We start from the raw sequence: 19,905 nt of genomic DNA on the forward strand, positions 1-19,905 counted from the left end.
TTGCCTCCCGGATGTGTCCAAACCTGTGACGGGCGCCGTACCGGTGCCCGCAGCAACTGATCGAGGCGACTGCCATGACGGACACCACCGACCGTCCCTTCACCGGACAGGACGGCTCCGCCGGGACCGGGACGATGCTCAAGGGGCCGACCGGCGCGAACACCTCCCCCGAAACGCGGGGCCAGACCACCATCGCCGACGGCGTCGTGGCCAAGATCGCGGGAACCGCCGCTCGCGAGGTCCCCGGGATCCACAACCTCGGCGCGGGCATGGCCCGGGCCATGGGCGCCATGCGCGAACGCGTCCCCGGCGGCGGGACCGGAAGCGTGAGCCGCGGGGTGAAGGTCGAGGTGGGCGAGAGCCAGGCCGCGCTGGACCTCGACGTCGTCGTCGAGTACGGCTACGCCATCCCCGATGTGGCAGCAGAGGTCCGCGTCAGCGTCATCTCCGCCGTGGAACGCATGACCGGCCTCGAGGTCGTCGAGGTGAACCTCGTCGTCGACGACGTGAAGCTGCCCGACGACGAAGAGGAAGACGAAACCGAGCCGGGCGAGGGCCGCGTCCGATGACCCCGTCAGTGGGCCGTCGGTGGGTCCACCCACGCGGCACGAAGCGCGCCCGAGGCGGCGGCACACGCCGGCGCGGGACAGGTGAGTGAATCATGAATACAGCGACAGTGGGTCTGGCAGCCGGAATGGCACTGGGATTCGCCGGCTTCTTCGGCGGGTTCTGGGCCTTCCTCCTGGTAGCGGTCCTGGGCGCCGTGGGGTTGGGCGTCGGTCTCGTCCTGCAGGGTGACGCCGACGTGTTCACCCGGCGGCAGCGGGACGTGTCCGGCAGGCGGCCACGGTGAACACCACCACCCGTGCCGCCGGTTCGTCCGGCCGTCCCCCCGGCGAGCCTGCGGACGACGTCCACGGCCGCGTGCCGCCTGCCGCGCGTGGCGCGACGGTGATACCCGACCGGGTCGTGGCCCGCATCGCCGTCCGGGTCGCCGGCACGGCGCTGCGCCGACTCGTCGGCCCGAGGCAGCCGCGCACGGAGCTGGCCGCACCGGGGGCTCGTGCGACCACGTACGGCGGGACGGCACAACTGGCGTTGTCGGTGGACCTTCCCTACCCCGCTGACATCGCCGTCACCTGCCGGCAACTGCAGCGCGAGGTCGCCGAACGGGTGGCCCAACTGACCGGGCTGGACGTCCGTGACGTCACGCTGACGATCCGGCGCCTGGCCACCGTCGGCGGACCCGACCGTGTTCAGTGACCCCGCCGCCTCGGCGGCGCCGGACGGAACCGGCCATCGTCACGCACAGACCAAGGAACCCCCCCATGACTCTCCCCTCCGGTATCGCACCTCCCGGTCGCCATGCGTCGCGGCCCAAGACCGAAAGAGCCGCAGACCCGGGCCGGCCCGGCATCCGTGCTCCCGCAGCGAGGTCGCCGGCGCGCGACGGCCGTGGGGCGAGGTCACCTCGCCTGTGGTCGGCACGCCGCATCCCGGCCACCGTGGTGGCTCTGGTGGCAGTCTGCGCCTTCGGGGTGGTGCTGTACGACGTGATCGCCGTGCGTGCCGGGCAGCGCGCCGGGGCGTGGCGCAGCGGTCTCGCCGACGAGTTGGCCAGCCGCCCGGTCGACGACCTGTGGTTGCTGGTCGGCGCCTGCGTCGCCGTCCTCCTCGGCCTGTGGCTGCTCGTCCTCGCGCTCACCCCAGGCCTGCGCCGGCAGTTGCCGCTGCGGGCCCCCGAGGGCTGTACCGGACTGCGGGCCTGGCTGGACCGTCGGGGAGCCGAACTGGTGCTGCGCGACGCCGCGATGCGGGTCCCGGGCATAGCCCGAGCCCGGGTCCGGGTCGGACGCCGCCGCGTCATCGCCCGAGCGGACGTTCGCTTCCGCGACCCGGCGACCGTCCGCGACGACCTCACCCAGGCCTTGCAGGACCAGTGCCGCCAGCTCGCTCTGGCACATGCCCCACGGCTGGCGGTCCGCCTACGACACCACACCCGTTGACCCCGCCCGGGAGCGCGCCATGAACGGCCGATCCACACTCAACCGCCTCCTCCTGGCCATCAGCGGCCTGGTGCTGCTGGGTGGCGGGCTGTTGATCCTCACCGCAGCTCTCGACCTCTACCGTCGGGTTCACGTGGCTGCGCCCGCCGGCTGGCCGCTGACCACGCACAATGACGTCCTGCTCAGCAACGCGGACCGGATCCGCTGGAGCGACCAGGGCTGGTGGTGGTGGCCCGCCGTCATCGCCGGCCTCACGCTGGCGACCGTCCTGGCCCTCCTGTGGCTGATCGCCCAGTTCCGACGCCAACGTCCAGGCGCGGTGCACCTGGGCGGAACGCCTCCGCCCGACGGTGTCGAACTGCGCGGCCGCGCCCTCAGCGACGCCGTGGCCGCCGAAGCAAGCGCTCTGCCCGGCGTCGGGCGGGCGGGCGCCCACTTGAGCGGACGCCCGGCGCACCCCCGGCTCGACGTGGCCGTCACGCTGACGGATCACGCCGTACCCGCCCCGGTCCTGCAGGCGCTGTGTCACGGCCCGGTCGCGCACGCGCGCGAGAGCACCGGGTTGACCGAACTGCCCACCCGGGCGCGCTTCGACGTCGGCAGGCACAAAGCACGCCGCGTCGAATAGGGCGCCCTCATCGGGCGCGGTGGGCACCGGCAAGGCCGCCCGCTCCGTCCCACGCCCCATCAGGGACGCGGGGGGACGCGCAGGGCGAGCAGCGCGGTGTCGTCGCTGGCCCAGTCACCCGTGTGCTCGGCGATGAGGTCGCCGAGGTGGGTGACGATGCCCTGCGCATCCATTTCTCGGCAGGCGGCGAAGGCGGAGGCCAGTGCTTCCTCGCCGAACTGCGGCCGGGCGCCGGAAGACGCGGTGCGACGGGCCCGGGCCTCGGTGGCGCCGTCGGTGTAGAGCAGCAGCGCGTCGCCGGGGGCGAGCCGGAACGGCACGTCGGTCAGCCTGACGTCGGCGAGGATGCCCAGCAGGCTTCCCGACCGTCCGACCTCCTGGATGCGGCCGTTGGCCCGGCGGATCAGGGCCGGGGGGTGTCCCGCGGTGCACAGCCGCCCCGCGATTCCCGCGGGTGTGGTGCGGAAAGTGGCGTAGACGGCGGTCAGGAACCGCTCTCCCTTGCGCTGCTCCATGAGGGCGGAGTTGAGGTGATCGAGCACCGAGGCGGGGGACTTGTGCTGGGTGGCCTCGGCGCGCAGGGTGTAGCGGGCCAGGGCGGTGACCTTGGCGGCTTCGGTGCCCTTCCCGCACACGTCGCCCATCACGGTGCACCACCAAGGCCCCTTGGCCCGGAATAGGTCGTAGAAGTCGCCCACCACGGTGCTGCCACCGGCCGCCGGCAAGTACGATGCGGCCGTCTCCAGGCCGGGAACCTTCTGCAGTACCGGGGGCAACAGGCTGTCCTGGAGGCTGCGGGCCAGCGTGCTTGCGGTCTCCAGGGCGTCCTGGGCAACGGCCAGCGAGGTGCGCAGGTTGATCTCGTTGCTGGCCGCGCGGGCGATCGTGGCCAGTTCCGCCAGTTCCTGGGGCTGCCAGGCGTGCGGATTCTCATCCACCACGCTGATGCTGCCCAGCACCTCTCCGCCCGGGGCGAGGATCGGGTACCCGGCCCAGGCTCCGATCTTCATACGCGTGACCGCGGGATGGCCGTTCGTGCGGGGGTCGGCGGCGGCGTCCGCGACCACGAACGGCTCCCCGTGCCGGCCGACCACAAAGGGGCAGAAACTCTCCCGGAGGGGGATCTGCCGCTCGGCCACCTCCCCGGCGTCCACCCCGACGCAGGACTTCCAGAACGAACGACGCTCGTCGACCAGGGTGATGAATGCCCGCCCGCAGCCGGTCACCGAGGCCGCGAGCTGGGCCAGGTCGTCGAATGCCGCCTCGGGGCCGGTGTCCAGCAACCCGGTCGCCTCCACCGCGGCCAGCCGCCGTCGGTCGGACAGTGCCACGGGCAGGCCGTCGGGCCGCGTCTCGCCTGGGATCGCGAGGCCCTCGTGTAAACGTCTCCGTGCCCCCACGACCGCCTCCGGTACATCAGAAAGTGTTGGATCGATCGCACACCGTCATCGAATGGACTGTCACACGACTACCGTAGCCACCAGCGGTCCGGTGCCGGGGACAAGGAAGACGATTGCCGGCGTGGGGCGGCGGTGCTGCCGTCCATGGCACCACCATGGAGACCCGTATCCTCGCTGCGAACAGGGACGCCTCGGAGCACCGTCAGCGCCGGCCCGCGCACGCAAACCGCGGGTCAACTCGCCTTCTCCTGCTCACTGACGTCGTTCTCCACGGCGCCGGCCAGCCTGCCGAGCATGCTGCGGTGCCGGAGCTGGATCAAACTCGATGGAGGACCCGACGTGCGGCCACCGGTCGTCGCTCTGTTGGGAATGCGAGGGGCCGACGACCCACTCGCCGTACCGCGAGCCGTCGGCGAGGGCGGCCCACACCTCCTCTGGGGACCCGCCCACCAAACGGTGCTGTACGGCCATGAGCTCCTCCCGTAAAGGCTTGTCACTGCCGATCAGAGGCCGGAATCCACTCCCGCGTGAAGGCGTACGTCCCCTTGCTGCCGGGCTCCCGGCCGCGGCATGCCGGAAGGGATCGACGCTGCTGGACCGCCTGGACCCGCCCGGGTGGGGTCCGGGCCTCGTGGGGTGTTCACACGGCCGGCCGGACGGACACTTCCCACGCTACGCTCCACGGACCCCGCTGCGCACGCCAGGATCCGCAGGTCACATGCCGGTCAGAGGGCGGCCAGGGCGATCGCCGCGTAGTGGGTCGTGAAAGCAGCCAGGGTGAAGGTGTGGAACACCTCGTGGAACCCGAACCAGCGCGGAGAGGGATCGGGTCGCTTCGTCGCGTACACCACTGCGCCTGCGGTGTAGAGAACTCCGCCGGTGACGATCAGGACCACGACCACGCGCCCGCCGACGCGCAGGAAGTCCGGTAGGAGGAAGGCGCCTGACCAGCCGAGCGCAAGGTAGCAAGGGGTGGACAGCCAGCGGGGTGCCCCCACCCACAGCACCCGGAAGGCGACTCCGGCGAGTGCGCCGGCCCACATGAGTCCCAGCAGGACGGCCCGTCTGTGCTGGGGAAGCAGGACCATGGTCAGGGGTGTGTACGTGCCGGCGATGATCACGAAGATGTTGGCGTGGTCCAGCCGGCGCAGGACCGTCTCCCCGCGAGGACGCCAGGTGCCGCGGTGGTAGAGCGCGCTGGTGCCGAACAGCAGCCACGCGGAGGCGGAGTAGATTCCACAGGCGAGCGTCGTCAAAGTCGTGCGTGCAAGGCAGATCAGTGCGATGCCCGCGATCAGTGAGGCGGGAAACATGCCGGCGTGCAACCAGCCACGGAGTCTCGGTTTCAGCGGTTCCATGGCCCCGGCGGCCGCCTCCGCCATCTCGCCAACCTGGTGGGCGGCCCCCGCGGCTCCGTGTCCGGTTGCCTCGGCGAGACCGACCGCTCGCTGACGCGTCCCGTCTGCCCTGTGACCAGGAACTGCGCTGGTGGGCACGGCGTGGGCCGTGAAGTCCGGCTGCCTCAGAGGCCGCTGGACGTCATCTGCGCACATACACCCCATGCTAGGAGCCCGCCCACGTCGGTGCATGAGGTGGCAGGGCGACTCACGGACCGCGGAGGCGCGGATCGGGTGGCCGCAATTCTCCATGGCGTTCCGCTCTCCACATGCGCCTGCTGACGTCACAACCCAGACTGGAGATAGCGGAGCGAGCAGCGCGGCCACTGCCCGCCACCCCACGTGGGCGCTTCGCCCTGACGAGCGAGCCGCCGTTCCCGGCGACGGCGGGCGCCACCCGGAACACCAGCTCGGTAACCCTCTCGAAGGGAAACTCGATGAACGACGTACCCAAAGTCGCTCTTGCCGTCGCGGTGGCCGGAGGTTACATCCTCGGCCGGACCAAGAAGGGGCGGCTGGCCTTCGGCATCGCGACCTACCTGGCCGGACGGCGGGTCGGCCTCGAACCCCAACAGCTGCTGACGGAAGGGGTCAAGAGGCTGCGAGAACTTCCGCAATTCGAAGAACTCAGCGAGCAGCTACGCGGTGAGGCTCTGAAAGCCGGCCGTCAGGCGATGGGCGCGGTTGCCGACCGCAAGCTCTCGGCGCTGGCCGACTCCCTGCAGGCACGCACTGAGCGCATAGGCAAGCGCAAGGAAGAGGAGCCGGAAGAGGAGGAGCCCGAGGACGAATACGAAGAGGAAGAGGAGGAGCCCGAGGAGCCCGAGGAGGAGGAAGAGGAGGGAACATCCGAGGGTGAGGCAGAGACGGAAGAGGAGGAACCGGAGAAGCCCGAGCCCAGGCGTCGCCGGGCAGCTCGCAAGGAAGCGGGCCGGGACGAGGGTGCGCGCAGTCCTGGTGGAACCCGCCGCCCCGCCAAGGCGGCTCCCCACAAGGCGCCGGCCAGGAAGACGACAGGGAAGAAGACGGCGCCCGCGAAGAAGACGACGGCGGCGAAGAAGTCCTCCGCTCCCGCGAAGAAGACGGCAGCTGCGAAGAAGGCCTCCGCTCCGGCCAAGAGGACGGCGGCGAAGAAGACGGCGGCGAAGAAGGCATCCACACGGCGGAGGTAGGCCCATGGCCGGCACGACACGCGAAGGCGAACAGGGCTCGGGGCTCGACCAGTTGCGCGGCGCGTTCACGAGCTTCCTGGGGGCCCAGGTACAGAATCTGGCGGACAAGGCCACGGACAAACTCGGCGACGTCACCAGCGGGCTCCAGGGTGTAGCTGACGGGGGCGGCGTGCTCCCCAAGGCGGGCCTGCGAATGCTCCAAGGGGACTCACCGGTCAAGGCTCTGATCGGTGAGAAGGCGAAGAGCATCAAGGACAACGTCGTCGACAAGGTCAAGGGGGTGTTCGGCGGCGGAGGGGGCAAGGGCCGCAAGTCCGGTACGCCCAAGGTCATGAACATCATTGAGGTGCTGGACGTGGGTGTGCCGTTGCGCTTCGCCTACGACCACTGGACTCAGTACGAGAAGTTCAGCAGCTTCACCAAGGGCGTCCGCAGTGCGTCACGGGGCAAGGAGGCGGACAGCGACTGGAAGGTCAAGGTGGGTCCGTCGACCCGCGGGTGGAAGGCCACGACGCAGGAGCAGGTGCCGGACGAACGCATCGTCTGGACCTCGGAGGGCGCCAAGGGCACCACGCGCGGTTGCGTGAGCTTCCACGAATTGGCACCCAGCCTCACCCGCATCGTGCTCGTGGTCGAGTACTACCCCTCTGGCCTCTTCGAGAAGACCGGAAACATCTGGCGCGCCCAAGGGCGTCGTCTGCGCCTGGACTTCAAGCACTTCCAGCGTTACGTGACCCTCACCGACGAGGAAGCGGACGGCTGGCGCGGCGAGATCCGCGACGGCGAAGTGGTCCGGACGCACGAGGAAGCCATCGAGGAAGAAGAGCAGGCCGCCGAAGAGGAAGGCTCGGAGGAGCCTGACGAGTACGAAGACGAGGACGAGTACCCCGAGGGCGAAGAGGGGGAGGAAGAGGAGGGCGAGTACCCGGAGGACGAAGAGGAAGAGGAGGACGAGTACCCCGAGGGCGAAGAGGAAGAGGAGGGCGACGAAGAGGAGGACGAAGAGGAAGAGGAGGACGAGTACCCCGAGGACGAAGAAGAAGAGGACGAAGAAGAAGAGGACGAAGAAGAAGAGGAGGGCGACGAAGAGGAGGAGGGCGACGAAGAGGAGGACGAGGAGCAGAGTCCTGATCGCTCCTCCGGGCGGGCACGTGGCGGCCGCAGGCGGCGATGATCAGCCACCCCCAGGAGGACGCGGGCTCAGGAGTCGGTGAGCATCCCCGCACGGAGCTTGGAGAGCAGCCGCGAGAGCAGCCGGGATACGTGCATCTGGGAGAGCCCGAGTTCGACGCCGATCTGGGACTGGGTCAACTCCTGGCCGAACCGCATCTGCAAGAGGACACGTTCGCGCTCACCCAACTGGTCCAGCATGGGCGCGAGCGCCCGCAAGTCCTCGACCTTCTCGATCGCCGGGTCGCAGGCACCTATCGTGTCGGCGTAGGAGCGGCTGCCACCCTCACCCTCCTCGTCAGTGGGCAGATCGAGGGAGCCGGCGCTGTAGCCGTTGGCGGCGACCATACCCTCGATGACCTCCTCCTCGCCGATCTCCAGGTACGCCGCCAGTTCCGCCACACTGGGCGGGGCGTCGAGGACCGCAGTGAGGTGGTCACGAGCCTTGGCGAGTTCCACCCGCAACTCCTGCAGGCGTCGCGGCACGTGCACGGCCCAGGAGGTGTCGCGGAAGAACCGCTTCATCTCTCCGACGATGTAGGGAACGGCGAAGGTCGTGAACTCGACCTCGCGGCTCAGGTCGAACCGGTCGATGGCCTTGATCAGGCCAATGGTGCCGACCTGCAGGATGTCCTCCTGCTCCTCGGGACCGCGGCTTCGGAAACGACGGGCGGCGAAGTGGACCAGAGACACGTTCATCTCGATCAGCGTGTTGCGCGCGTAGCTGTACGCGGCTGTGCCCTCTTCGATGCTCTGCAGCCGGTCGAAGAACAGCTTCGACAACTGGCGGGCATCCTTCGGCGCGATGGTGCCGGCGTCCTCGATCCACGGCAGACCCGCGTCCTGGAGGGCCCGTGTGGGCGCCGATCCCGCAGGGTACTCGATGACGTCCGTGGACTGCTGCGTGGATACCGTCACGTCATCACCCTTGAGTTGTCCGCCGTGTCAGCCACCGTGTGCCCCGAACAGCCGGTCTCATGCAGGCCCGCACCATGATGCGCCGGGAGACGTCAACGGTTCCGGGCGCCGTCGGCCGTAGTGCAGCCTCGTCCACGATCCCCATCCGCAGGCCCTTGGGCGGGCCACATGAGGTGGATCTCTAGCTGAGCAGCCCTCGAATGACCACCTCGGCCAAGGAGTCCGTCTTTTGCCGCCACTCGTCGGTCCGCGGATCCCCCGCTTCGTTCGTGCGGCGCACGAGTTGATTTTGGGCCATGACGACTGCGGGTCCCGTGAGCGCGCTGAACAGTACGTCCATGTTCATGGGCGGCATCCGGCCCGAAGCAATGAGCCGCTGCGCAAGCGGTTCGAGTTTGTCCAGGAATCGGCCGGTGTACTCGCTGTACAGATAGTTCAGACGGTCTGACTCGAAAACGGACTCATCGGAAATTATGCGGTTCGCGTGGGGCATGTTCGCGGCCAGGGAGTGATAGGTCCGAACGACGCACTTGAACTTCTCGACATCGTCCAGGTCACCCTCGAGGATGGTGACGAGCTGCCGCATGGGAGCCCTGAGGGCATGGTCGACCGCCGCGCGCCAGAACTTCTCCTTCGAACCGAAGCGGTCGTTGATGAAGTTGTGGTTGACCCCCAGGCGCTTGGCCAGTTCGCGCACGGACGCACCCGGGTAGCCCAGTTCGGCGAAGGCTTCGAGTCCGCGTTGGAGGATCTCGGAATCGGTGAGGTCGACCTGTGGCGTTCTCACCCGACGGCGGTGGTCCTGCCTGTCGTCCATCGCGCCGTGTTCCGCCACTGACACCTCGCTCGTACTCCTGGTTTCCTCGGCCGAGCGACGGAATCCCTGCCGCCGGTCGGAAGCCACGCCACCTGAGCCGCGGCCCGCAACCGCCCGGTCGGATCGAGGGCTCGGATCGGCTACGAGAGGCGGCGTCCGGTCCAAAGATTACCGTCGTGCGTCGACAGGAGCGCGCAGCGGCCCACCCGCCCGCGCAGCGGCCAGGCGCCGGGAAACCGGTGCGGGCGCCGACAGGAGGAACGGACCCCACTTGCCTGACAGCTGTCAGAACCGGCTAGTCTGACGACTGTCAGGCGCCGGGGTCGACCGCGCCTGCTACCACTGTCAGGAGTTCTGGATGAGTCTTCCCATGCTGCAGATAGACGCCGACGACCCGCGCTGGACGAAACGTGGAGCCATCCATGTGCCCGCTGGCGAAGGCATCACCAAGTGGGTGTCCGACAGCGTCTACTCGGTCAAGGTCCACACCGGCGTCACCGACGGGCACCTGGGCTTCGTCGAGGCGGACGTACCGCCCGGCGCCGGGCCGGTGGCGCACGTCCACAACCGCAACAGCGAGGCCTTCTACCTCCTCGACGGTGAACTCGAGTTCCTCAACGGCGACGAGAAGATCATCGCGCGATCGGGGGACTTCCTGTACGTTCCGCCGGGCACCCGGCATCGCTTCCTGAACAAGAGCACCCGCCACGCCAAGCTCCTCTTCCTGTTCACCCCCGGCGGTCCCGAGGTCCTCTTCATGAGGGGCGACGAGCCGGTACCGGGCGTGCCGGCCCCCGTCTGGGACGCCCAGCGATTCGCCGTGTACGGGGAATCGCTCGGCGATCTCGACATCGACTCGCCCGTGATGCCGGAAAGCTGACCTGGTCGCCCAGAAACGGGCACATCCGCTGGGCGCTATAGACAACCGGTCGTGTACATTGCTGCAATCCACCCGTGCGCCGGGCATTGGCGCACGGGTGGATTGGCCCGCCGGAACGCCACCGTCCCTATAGCCCGGAAATGCCGCCCCCGGCTACTCACGCCGATGGAATGTACGCCACGCGCTGCCAGACGGAGGTGGCCGTACCGGGCCACCTCTGTCTCTGCGGGGCCGCCGGTGACGGGAGCTCGGCCTCCCTGGGGCCGATCCAGGCAGTGCGTCGGCTTGGAATCACCCCGACGGGCCTGACCGCCAGTCGGGGAGGTCCTCGAAGTGCACGTCGTAGCGGTGCTGCTCGGGGAGAAGTGACGCGAATTCCGCCTCGCCACGGCTGATGGCTGCCAACTGCTCGAAGTAGCCGAACCGTTCGATGCCAGGGCTGAGCACGACGACTACGTCGGCCACCTCACCCTCTGCCGCCCCGAACACGTGCGGCAGGCCGGGCGGAATGACGACGAGCCCGCCCTTTCCCACTGTGGTCAGAGTGTCGCCGAGACGGAAGAGCATCGTCCCGTCCAGTACGTAGAAGAGCTCGTGGGAGAGCTTGTGGTGGTGCGGGGGTGCACCGTCGGCGCCGGTTGCGAGGGTGAGCCGACTGGCGCTCACCGCGCCCCCGTCGGCGAGCAGCTCGAATGCGCCGTCGGTAAGTGACGCCCCGGCTGCCTCACCGGGTTGCACCACCAGGGCGGTGGCCATGGACTCCATGATGACTCCTTCGATCAGGTGTAGTGGTGCCGGTGGTTCCTCAGGAGGTCAGTCCCAGGCCCCGCCGCCGTTGACCCCCGCGACCGTGCCCGTGATGAACCCGCTGTCCTCGCCGGCGTAGAAGGCGACGGCCCGGGCCACATCGTCGGGCTTGGCCATCCGGCCGAGCACGGTCTGCGCCGCCTGGCGCTTCCTGTGCAGGTCGCCGAGGACATCGGCGATGCTGGTCTCGTCCACCGGGCTCGCGGCCACCACGTGGACGGTGATCCCGCGAGGCCCCATCTCCTGCGCGACGTAGCGGGCGAACTGGTTCAGGGCCGCCTTCGAGGTTCCGAGTGCCACCATCCGTTCCCGGGGCTGTCGGCTCGTCCCGGTGCTCATGAGACGATCCGGCCGTAGCCGCGCGCCGTCATGCCGGGGACGACGGCCTTGGTCACCAGAAACGCGGCCCGCATCTCCTCCTCCAGTTTCGTGCCCAACTCGTCCCACGACATCTCCTCGAACGTCTTCACGGCGGTCGTGGCGCGACGACCACCGGATCCCCGATGAGCGTCCGCCCCGGCGGCCGCCGCAGCCTCCCACCGACAGGGCGGGTGCGTGGGAAAGGAGAGGTGCGGCATGACTGATCTCAAGCAATTCGACGACATGCGGGTGGTACGGCTCGTGCCCATCGCGGGGGCCTTGCTGGGGGTACTCACGATCTGCGCGGCCGTTCCCCTGCGCGGTCGGGTGAAGAGCGCCTGCCGTCTCCTGCAGCTGGTTGCGGCACCGGCGGCGGCCGTGGCATGCGGCAGGCTGCTCCGGCTGTACCGCCGGCGGGTGGCGAGTTCCCTCGCCGTCTCCGACGCCGTGCAAGATGTGCTGCTGCGACCGCTTCCCTCGCGTGTCGGCGGCCTCGACCTCGCTTCCGTCTACCACGCCTGCGGCGGGCAGGCCCGGGTGGGCGGGGACCTCTACGCGGTCGCCCGGGCCGACGCGGCGACCCGCATCATCATCGGCGACTTCCGGGGGAGAGGGCTGCCCTCGTTCCTCGACGTCATCGCCATCCTCGGAGCCTTCCGTGAGGAGAGCTTCCTGCGGTACCTGGCCGACGCGGACGACGACGCACGCTGCGACGCGGACGAACGCTTCGCGACGGCGCTGATCCTGGAGGTGCCGGACGGTGAGCCCGACGCCCGCATGGTCAACTTCGGCCATCCGCCCCCGGTGCGGGCACGCTCGGGAGAACTGGTCCTGCTGCCCGGCACGCCCTGCCCGCCGCTCGGGCTCAGCCCGCTGTGCGACATCCGCGCCCATGAGAACGCCTTCGAACTCGGCCCCCACGACACGCTGTTGCTGTACACCGACGGCCTCATCGAGGCCCGCGACTGCAGCGGGACCTCCTTCCCGCTCCTGGAACGCGCCACCTCGTGGACCTGGCATGACCGGCACCGTTTCTGTCACGAGCGCCTGCACCACGTCCTGGCGGAGATCGTCGAGGACATCGTCGCCCACTGTGGTGCCCTGCCGGCCGACGATCTCGCGATGATCGCGCTGGCCCGCCACGGAGAGGGGGGTGGGGCGGTCCTTCCCTGCCCGGCGGACCCCGACCCGTCGGAAGGCGTCAGGCCCATGCGCTGGCGCTGATCATGAACGGCACCTCGCCGTAGCCGCCGGTCAAGGGTGCCCGGGAAGATCGGCGAGGACCATTCGGCGCCACGCGGCCGGGGAGATGCCGTAGGCGGAATGAAAGGTCCGGCTGAAGTGCGCGGGACTGACGAAACCCCATCGCTGCGCGATCGTCGCCACGGTCAACCCGGCCAGGTCAGGACGTGCGAGATCCTCACGGCAGGCTTCCAGCCGCTGGTGGTGGATCCATCGGCTGAGCGTCATGTCCTCGCCCTGGAACAACTTGTGCAGATAGCGCACGGAGATGTGGTGCGCGGCCGCGATCACGGCCGGGGAGAGTTCCGGTCGGCCGAGGTGGGCCTTGATGTAGTCGCGCACGAGCAGCCGCATCGTCTCCTCGGCGGTGGGCGTGACGTCGGCGTCGAGCCTGCCGTCGTGTGCCACGAGCGCGGTCAGCACGTCGAGCATCCCCCGCTCCAGGTACTGCTGTGCTCCTGCCAGGCAGGTCTCGGACGCCGCCGCCGCGGCGAGCCTGGTCACGTACGCGGCGAGAATTCCGCCGATGTAGTGGTTTGGGCGATACGGCCGGCCGATGGCGCGGGCCAGGTACGCATCGGGAAGGTCCAGCATCTCGAGTGGGATGGAGGCGATGTTCTGACGGAAGCTGCCGGGAAAGTCCCTGAAGAAGGGTCGCCGGGAGTCGAGCAGGACCAATTCCCCGGGGGTGAGGAGCGTCTCGCGTCCGTCCTGCGCCACGACGCTGCTGCCTGCTTCCTGCAGGCTCACGATGAGCGCGTTGCCGGCGTCGTTGGCGATGATCCCTCTGGTCCGGGCCATCCGTTGAGGGCTTGCCTCGACGTGGCCCACATGGATGGCACCGACCGAGGCCAGCCAGAGGGATCCGCACAACGTGCCGTCCTCTGGAGGCCGGATCTCAAGCCTGGTGACTGCCTGGTGGACTGCGTCCGTCCAGTACTCCGCCTTCTCGTGGGGTGGAAGGATGTTCGTACGAAATGCCTGGTTCACGATGTCACCGCGTCAGCGAAAGCGAAATCTGATGACGGCCCGGGCCCTCTCTGTGGCGTGCCCGAGGCCGCCGCCAGCTCCAACAGGGGCATGCTAAATCGATTCATCCGGGTATGGGCCGAATTCAGATAAAGACTGCGGTTTGTCCGCAGGGCGCATCCTTGCGATCCCTCCCCGCGACTTCCTTGCCGCGTCAAGCAATTTGTAGGGTTGTTGCATCAACCTGCGGGGAGGTCATGGGCGCGATCGGGCGGAAAGCGCCTGCCGCCAGGTTGTGGGGATGGAGCAGCCCGCCGGTACACCGGCGGGCCGCCCGCATGTCCCCTGGCCGCGCCGGAGCGAGTCGCGCCGGGGCTCACCTCCCGTCCCCGCGAAGCGGGCTGCGGCGCGTGCCCTTCCGCTGGGAATGGCTGCGGCCGGTGCTCACGGCTCCGTGGGACGGGTCCTCGTCGTCGTCCACGAGGGGCGCGTCGCGGGTGCGTCGGCGCCCGCCGGCTCATGCCCGGTACGTCGGGGTCGGTCCTGCCCGGGCGCCGCGGTCGGGCTACGGCCGCGCCCTGTGGCGGGCCGCGATGGACTACGGGGAGAGCCCACGGGTTTGACGGCGCGTAGCCAGCACAGGCCATCGTGCGCCGTCGGTGCTTCCGCGTGCCCCGTCCCTCATTCGGGTGGTCGATGGCATCATTGCTGCCCATGACATCCGGGCCCGCCTTCCGCCTCGCGCGTGCCGCGGTGTTCGCGGCCGTGTGCGTGGCGGTGACGGGTCTCGGACACGCCCTGATGTCGCGGGCGGTTCCCGGTTGGGCGGTGGGGTACGGGTTCGCCGCCACCACCGCCGGAGCGTGGTGGCTGGCGGGTCGCCGTGAGCGCGGTGCCCCGGCGGTCATGGCGGCGACCGCGGCGGCCCAGTTCGCCCTGCACGGCTGGTTCAGCCTCGCCCAGGCTTTCGCCGCCGCCCCCGCCGATATGACGGCCGGCCACCGGTCTTCGGCCGCCGTGGCCGCGATGCCCATGAGCACCGCCGCCATGGGCGGCTGGTCCACCGGCATGGTCTCCGCCCACGCCCTGGCCGCGGTCCTGTGCGGGCTGTGGCTGTGGCGCGGTGAGGCCGCGGCCTTCCAACTCGGCCGCTCCCTGGCCGCTTTCGTCTTCGCTCCACTGCGCCGGGCTTCGCGCGTCCGAGCCGTCGTCACGTCACCCGCCCCTGCGACGCCCGCGTCCTTCCACGTCCCCCCACGCCTGGACCACCAGGCGACCCTGTGGCACAGCGTCACACGACGCGGCCCCCCGCGGCCGGCGATCTGCTCCTGACCGTCCGTCACGCCCCGTCGCGGTGACGGGCGCAGTCCGGCGTGCCCACGCACACCGTCCGCCCGGCGCATCCACGCGCGCCCGGTGCCGGAACGGCAGGCCCGCCACGCCGTACCGCCGTGAAGGCGGACCGAATCGTCGGCTTCATGAGCGCCCGCGCCCAGTGCGCCGGGCGCCGATTGGGGATGCACGCATGACTTCGACACAGGAACAAACGCCAAGGGACGACCGCGACGAAGCCGCGGTGGCCGTCGCGGAGGCCGACGGCCCCGCCGTACCGCCGGCCACCTCGGGGACCGGTCCCGTACGACCCGGCCGTTCGTGGAAGGGCGTTCGGGCGCTGCTCGTACGGCTGCACTTCTACGCGGGGGTGTTCGTCGCCCCCTTCCTGCTCGTGGCCGCCCTGACGGGGCTGGCCTACACCGTCACGCCCCAGCTCGACCAGCTCGTCTACGGCGACCAGCTCGGTGTGGCGGAGGTGGGTGACGAACCGCGCCCCCTGGCGGAGCAGATCGCCACCGCCCGGGCGGCCCACCCGGAGGGCACGCTGTCCTCGGTGATCACTCCGTCCGGCCCGGAGGAGACCACGCGGGTGGTGCTGTCGCTGCCTGAACTGGGCGAGAACCAGCGCACGGTGTTCGTGGACCCGTACACGGCCGAGGTCAAGGGTGAGCTGACCACGTGGTACGGCTCGACGCCGCTGACCACCTGGATGGACGACCTGCACCGCAACCTGCACCTCGGTGAGACCGGGCGTCTGTACTCGGAGGTCGCCGCGAGCTGGCTGTGGGTGATCGTGGCAGGGGGCCTCGTCCTGTGGCTGGGGCGTGCCCGCGGGCAGCGTGCCACGTCGGCACGCGGTGTGCTGCTGCCCGACCGCTCCGCCCGGGGCGTACGGCGTACCCGCAGCCGGCACGCGGCCACGGGCGTCTGGATCGCCGTCGGCCTGCTCGCTCTCAGCGCCACCGGTCTGACCTGGTCCCACTACGCCGGTGACCGGTTCGGGCAGCTGCTCGACGCGGCCAAGGGAAACGCCCCCGAACTGGTCACCTCCCTGCCCGGCGGAGCCGGGGCGACGGAGGGCGAGCACGCGGGGCACGCCGGACACGGCACGGACCAGGGCGCGGCGTCGGCGGACCCCGCCGACTTCGACGCGGTCCTCGGGGTGGCCCGCGACGCCGGGCTGGGCGGCCGGGTGGAGCTGACGCCGCCCACGGACGACGCGGCCGCCTGGACGGTGGCCCAGGACGACGACCTGTGGCCGGTCCACTACGACCAGGTCGCCGTCGACGCCGCCAGGGGCCAGGTCACCTCGGAGAGCAGGTGGGCCGACTACCCGGTCCTGGCCAAGCTCAGCAAGCTCGGCGTCCAGGGCCACATGGGCCTGCTGTTCGGCATCGTCAACCAGATCCTGCTGGCGCTGATCGCGCTCGGCCTGATCGCCGTGATCGTGTGGGGCTACCGGATGTGGTGGCAGCGCCGGCCCACGCGTGGCGACCGCACGGCGGCACTCGGCAAGGCCCCCGTACGGGGGACGTGGCGGCAGCTGCCCCTGCCGTTGCTGATCATCGGCGTCCCGGCCGTCGCCGCGCTCGGCTGGGCGCTGCCCCTCCTGGGCATCACGCTGCTCGGATTCCTCGTCGTCGACACGGCGGTCGGGCTCGTACGGCGGAACCGAACCGCCTAGCGTCGAAGGGGAGACAACGCCAACTGCCTCCGGTCCGGCACGCCCACCGTGCCGGACCGGAGGCAGCTGCGTCTTGTGGGGCAGCGCCGCAGACGCGGTCGCCACCGAACGTGACGGGAGCCGGGCGCAGCGTCCCCTCGCCGCGCTCACCCACATGCGACGTCCCTGGCGGGCGGTGACACTGGAGAGAGCGGCGCCTGAAGAAGGTGGGCCATGACGACCGTCGAAGAAGTGGTCGAGATCGCGGTCCCGGTACGTACCGCGTACAACCAGTGGACCCAGTTCAAGAGCTTTCCGCGGTTCATGTCCGCGGTGAGGAGGGTCGAGCAGATCAACCCCTCGGTCACCCACTGGGTCATCGGGATCGGCCCGTTGCACCGGGAGTTCAAGGCGGAGATCGTCGAGCAGCAACCGGACTCGCACCTCGTCTGGCAGAGCCTGCGACGCAGCCCCTACCACCGGGGCACGGTCTCCCTCCGCTCCGTGGCAGCGGACCGCACCGAAGTGACCGTGCGGATGGAGACCACACGCCGCGGCATCGCGGACACCGTCACGAGTGCCCTCGGGGTCGCGCGCCGCGTCGTCCGGGCGGAGCTGCGCAACTTCAAGGAGTACATCGAGGGCATCGGCGAGGAGAGCGGAGCCTGGCGGGCGTCCATCCACAACGGACACGTGCGGCCGCTGGAGCCGGAACCGCCACGGAGCCGGGTCCCGCGGTGGCCGGTCGGATGAGCGATCCGCGGACGAGAGAACGAGGGACGCACGTCATGAAGAAGGCCCCCCGAGAAGAGCCGGACGAAGCGCTCGGCGTGACCCCGCCCAAGGAATGGGCCGCGGGAGTGCCCGCCGTACGGCACGCGCTGGAGTACTCCCTCGAGGAGACCTCGGTCGCGCGCACCGGGGTGACGCTGCTGACCATGAACCAGGTGGACGGCATCGACTGCCCCGGCTGCGCCTGGGCGGATCCCGCTCCCGGCCACCGGCACCGCAACGAGTACTGCGAGAACGGTGCCAAGCACATCAACGACGAGGCCACGACGCGGCGCATCCCCGCCGAGTTCTTCCGGCGGCACTCGGTCTCCGAGCTGGGACGGGGGTCGGACCTGTGGCTGAACCAGCAGGGCCGGCTCACCGAACCGATGGTCAAGCGGCCCGACTCCGACCACTACGAACCGATCAGCTGGCGCGACGCCTTCGAGCTGATCGCCGCGGAGCTGAACTCGCTCGACTCACCCGACGAGGCGGTCTTCTACACCTCGGGCCGGGCCAGCAACGAGGCCGCCTTCGTCCTGCAGCTCTTCGCCAGGGCGTTCGGCACCAACAACCTGCCCGACTGCAGCAACATGTGCCACGAGTCCAGCGGCACCGCCCTGCACGAGACCCTCGGCACCGGCAAGGGAACCGTCAGCCTGGACGACCTCCACCACGCCGACCTGATCTTCCTGGTGGGCCAGAATCCGGGTACGAACCATCCGCGGCAGCTCTCCGCCCTGGAGGAGGCCAAGCGCAACGGCGCCCGCGTCATCGCGGTGAACACGCTCCCGGAAGCCGGGTTGCTGCGGTTCAAGAACCCGCAGAAGCCGCGCGGGATCATCGGACACGGCACCCGGATCGCCGACCGGTTCCTGCACATCCGCAGCGGCGGCGACCTCGCGCTGTTCCAGGGCCTCAACAGGCTGCTGCTGGAGGCCGAGGACGCCCGGCCGGGCACCGTGCTCGACCATGACTTCATCCGCTCCAGCACCAGCGGTTTCGAGGAGTTCGCGCAGCACGCCCACGGCATCGGCTGGGAACAGATCCTGCCCGCGACGGGACTGACCCGCGAGGAGATCGAGGACGTGCGGGACGACGTCCTGCACAGCGAGCGCGTCATCGTCTGCTGGGCCATGGGCGTGACGCAGCACCAGCACGCTGTCCCCACCATCCGGGAGATCGTCAACTTCCTGATGCTGCGCGGCAACCTCGGCAGGGCCGGGGCCGGCGCCTGCCCGGTGCGCGGACACAGCAACGTCCAGGGCGACCGCACGATGGGCATCTGGGAACAGATGCCGGACTCCTTCCTGGACGCGCTGCAGCGGGAGTTCGGCTTCGACCCGCCACGCGCCCACGGTCTGGACTCGGTGAACTCGATCAAGGCCATGCGGGAGGGCCGCATCAAGGTCTTCCTCGGCCTCGCGGGCAACTTCGTCCGGGCCGCGCCCGACAGCGCGGTCACCGAGGAGGCCATGCGGCGATGCCGCCTGACCGCCCACATCTCCACCAAGCTCAACAGGTCGCACGCGGTCTGCGGACGGACGGCACTCATCCTGCCGACCCTGGGCCGCACCGAACGGGACGTGCAGCCCTGCGGCGAGCAGTTCGTCACCGTCGAGAACTCGATGAGCGAGGTGCACACCTCCCGCGGACGTCTCGAACCGGCCTCCAAACTGCTGCTCAGCGAGATCGCCATCCTGTGCCGGCTCGCCCGGCACACCCTCGACGGCAGGACCGGCATCCCGTGGAAGCAGTTCGAGACCGACTACGGCACGATCCGCCACCGCATCGCGCACATCCTGCCGGGGCTGCACGACTTCAACCGGCGAGTCGTCCGGCCGGGCGGCATCAGGCTGCCGAACCCCGTCAACGAGGGCGTCTTCGCCACCGCCACCGGCAAGGCCATGTTCACCAGCAACGCCTGGGCCATGCCGCAGGCCCCGGACAGGCACCTGCTGCTGCAGACCCTGCGCTCCCACGACCAGTGGAACACCATCCCGTACACCAACAACGACCGTTACCGGGGCATCCACGGCAGCCGCCGCGTCGTGCTGGTCAACCCCGCGGACCTGACCGAACTCGGGCTTCGCGAAGGACAGTCGGTGGACCTGGTGAGCGTGTGGAACGATGACGTGGAGCGCCGTGCGGAGGGCTTCGAGGTGGTCCCCTACCCGACCGCGCTGGGCTGCGCCGCCGCGTACTACCCCGAGACCCAGGTCCTGGTGCCGCTGGAGAGCGTGGCCGAGACCAGCAACCAGCCGACCTCGAAGGGCATCGTCGTCCGGCTGGAGCCCTCGGGCACCCACCCGGATGCCTCGCCGCTGTGATGTGGCCGGAGCGCCCGCCGTGCGCGCAGTACGCCGGAGC

At 69.9% G+C, this 19,905-nt stretch carries 21 protein-coding genes; 13 read left to right on the top strand and 8 right to left on the bottom strand.

The features are described 5' to 3' along the window. Positions 1 to 74: 74 nt before the first annotated feature. The 5 genes from ABZ312_RS32850 (at position 75) to ABZ312_RS32870 (ending at position 2,634) form a co-directional block, all read left to right on the top strand. Entirely contained in the window at positions 75 to 569 is a 495-nt protein-coding gene (locus ABZ312_RS32850) for an Asp23/Gls24 family envelope stress response protein (RefSeq protein WP_500329178.1), read from the top strand. A gap of 92 nt (positions 570 to 661) precedes the next feature. Beyond that, entirely contained in the window at positions 662 to 853 is a 192-nt protein-coding gene (locus tag ABZ312_RS32855; RefSeq protein ID WP_500329177.1) for a hypothetical protein, read from the top strand. Further along, on the top strand, positions 850 to 1,263 hold the full coding sequence (locus ABZ312_RS32860; RefSeq protein WP_500329176.1) for an Asp23/Gls24 family envelope stress response protein: 414 nt from the start codon (positions 850 to 852) through the stop codon (positions 1,261 to 1,263). Before ABZ312_RS32855 ends, ABZ312_RS32860 begins: the two co-directional genes overlap by 4 nt. 254 nt (positions 1,264 to 1,517) lie before the next feature. Continuing rightward, the gene (locus ABZ312_RS32865) at positions 1,518 to 2,006 is read left to right on the top strand and encodes a DUF6286 domain-containing protein (RefSeq protein WP_500329175.1); all 489 of its coding nucleotides are present in this window, start codon (positions 1,518 to 1,520) and stop codon (positions 2,004 to 2,006) included. Positions 2,007 to 2,025: 19 nt separating this feature from the next. Next, positions 2,026 to 2,634: an alkaline shock response membrane anchor protein AmaP gene (locus ABZ312_RS32870; protein ID WP_500439343.1), complete on the top strand. Its 609-nt coding sequence runs from the start codon at positions 2,026 to 2,028 to the stop codon at positions 2,632 to 2,634. 59 nt (positions 2,635 to 2,693) lie between these two features. Here ABZ312_RS32870 and ABZ312_RS32875 read toward each other — a convergent pair whose 3' ends face one another. Beyond that, a complete protein-coding gene (locus tag ABZ312_RS32875; protein WP_500329173.1) occupies positions 2,694 to 3,965 on the bottom strand; it encodes a PP2C family protein-serine/threonine phosphatase in 1,272 nt (423 codons plus the stop codon). A 794-nt stretch (positions 3,966 to 4,759) separates the two neighbouring features. Next, entirely contained in the window at positions 4,760 to 5,416 is a 657-nt protein-coding gene (trhA, locus tag ABZ312_RS32880) for a PAQR family membrane homeostasis protein TrhA (protein ID WP_500439344.1), read from the bottom strand. Between the two features lie 452 nt (positions 5,417 to 5,868). Here trhA and ABZ312_RS32885 point away from each other — a divergent pair, with 452 nt between their 5' ends. Together ABZ312_RS32885 and ABZ312_RS32890 are read left to right on the top strand one after the other, a co-directional pair. After that, entirely contained in the window at positions 5,869 to 6,603 is a 735-nt protein-coding gene (locus tag ABZ312_RS32885; RefSeq protein ID WP_500356297.1) for a histone protein, read from the top strand. Positions 6,604 to 6,607: 4 nt separating this feature from the next. Then, positions 6,608 to 7,777: an SRPBCC family protein gene (locus ABZ312_RS32890; RefSeq protein WP_500329171.1), complete on the top strand. Its 1,170-nt coding sequence runs from the start codon at positions 6,608 to 6,610 to the stop codon at positions 7,775 to 7,777. A gap of 26 nt (positions 7,778 to 7,803) precedes the next feature. Here ABZ312_RS32890 and ABZ312_RS32895 read toward each other — a convergent pair whose 3' ends face one another. Continuing rightward, entirely contained in the window at positions 7,804 to 8,691 is an 888-nt protein-coding gene (locus tag ABZ312_RS32895; protein WP_500329170.1) for a SigB/SigF/SigG family RNA polymerase sigma factor, read from the bottom strand. 181 nt (positions 8,692 to 8,872) lie between these two features. After that, positions 8,873 to 9,595, bottom strand: coding sequence for a TetR/AcrR family transcriptional regulator (locus ABZ312_RS32900; RefSeq protein WP_500329169.1), 723 nt, complete (start codon positions 9,593 to 9,595; stop codon positions 8,873 to 8,875). A 271-nt stretch (positions 9,596 to 9,866) separates the two neighbouring features. Here ABZ312_RS32900 and ABZ312_RS32905 point away from each other — a divergent pair, with 271 nt between their 5' ends. Continuing rightward, positions 9,867 to 10,388: a cupin domain-containing protein gene (locus ABZ312_RS32905; RefSeq protein ID WP_500356295.1), complete on the top strand. Its 522-nt coding sequence runs from the start codon at positions 9,867 to 9,869 to the stop codon at positions 10,386 to 10,388. A gap of 291 nt (positions 10,389 to 10,679) precedes the next feature. On the opposite strand, the gene ABZ312_RS32910 is transcribed toward ABZ312_RS32905, so the two are convergent. From ABZ312_RS32910 to ABZ312_RS32920, 3 genes are read right to left on the bottom strand one after another with little or no spacing between them, the layout of a single operon-like run. Next, positions 10,680 to 11,153, bottom strand: coding sequence for a cupin domain-containing protein (locus tag ABZ312_RS32910; RefSeq protein ID WP_500329167.1), 474 nt, complete (start codon positions 11,151 to 11,153; stop codon positions 10,680 to 10,682). 48 nt (positions 11,154 to 11,201) lie between these two features. Next, positions 11,202 to 11,534 carry an SDR family NAD(P)-dependent oxidoreductase gene (locus ABZ312_RS32915; RefSeq protein WP_500439345.1) on the bottom strand — a complete coding sequence of 111 codons (333 nt, stop codon included), beginning with the start codon at positions 11,532 to 11,534 and terminating at the stop codon, positions 11,202 to 11,204. Further along, entirely contained in the window at positions 11,531 to 11,665 is a 135-nt protein-coding gene (locus tag ABZ312_RS32920; protein ID WP_500329165.1) for a hypothetical protein, read from the bottom strand. The genes ABZ312_RS32915 and ABZ312_RS32920 overlap by 4 nt, the downstream gene beginning before the upstream one ends. A 106-nt stretch (positions 11,666 to 11,771) precedes the next feature. Between ABZ312_RS32920 and ABZ312_RS32925 the strand changes: the two genes are divergently transcribed. Continuing rightward, the gene (locus ABZ312_RS32925; protein WP_500439346.1) at positions 11,772 to 12,779 is read left to right on the top strand and encodes a PP2C family protein-serine/threonine phosphatase; all 1,008 of its coding nucleotides are present in this window, start codon (positions 11,772 to 11,774) and stop codon (positions 12,777 to 12,779) included. Positions 12,780 to 12,809: 30 nt separating this feature from the next. Here ABZ312_RS32925 and ABZ312_RS32930 read toward each other — a convergent pair whose 3' ends face one another. Next, positions 12,810 to 13,787 (bottom strand): helix-turn-helix domain-containing protein, encoded by a 978-nt coding sequence (locus ABZ312_RS32930; RefSeq protein ID WP_500329163.1) that lies wholly within the window; start codon positions 13,785 to 13,787, stop codon positions 12,810 to 12,812. A gap of 693 nt (positions 13,788 to 14,480) precedes the next feature. Here ABZ312_RS32930 and ABZ312_RS32935 point away from each other — a divergent pair. The 4 genes from ABZ312_RS32935 (at position 14,481) to ABZ312_RS32950 (ending at position 19,865) form a co-directional block, all read left to right on the top strand. Then, complete coding sequence (locus ABZ312_RS32935; RefSeq protein ID WP_500439348.1) at positions 14,481 to 15,098, top strand: hypothetical protein; 618 nt, start codon at positions 14,481 to 14,483, stop codon at positions 15,096 to 15,098. 193 nt (positions 15,099 to 15,291) lie between these two features. Next, entirely contained in the window at positions 15,292 to 16,785 is a 1,494-nt protein-coding gene (locus tag ABZ312_RS32940) for a PepSY-associated TM helix domain-containing protein (protein WP_500356290.1), read from the top strand. A 213-nt stretch (positions 16,786 to 16,998) separates the two neighbouring features. Continuing rightward, complete coding sequence (locus ABZ312_RS32945; RefSeq protein ID WP_500439349.1) at positions 16,999 to 17,517, top strand: SRPBCC family protein; 519 nt, start codon at positions 16,999 to 17,001, stop codon at positions 17,515 to 17,517. A gap of 35 nt (positions 17,518 to 17,552) precedes the next feature. After that, positions 17,553 to 19,865 carry an FdhF/YdeP family oxidoreductase gene (locus ABZ312_RS32950; protein ID WP_500329159.1) on the top strand — a complete coding sequence of 771 codons (2,313 nt, stop codon included), beginning with the start codon at positions 17,553 to 17,555 and terminating at the stop codon, positions 19,863 to 19,865. Positions 19,866 to 19,905 lie beyond the last annotated feature (40 nt).

The organism is Streptomyces sp. NPDC006207 (assembly GCF_040613835.1).
Classification (GTDB): Bacteria; Actinomycetota; Actinomycetes; order Streptomycetales; family Streptomycetaceae; genus Actinacidiphila.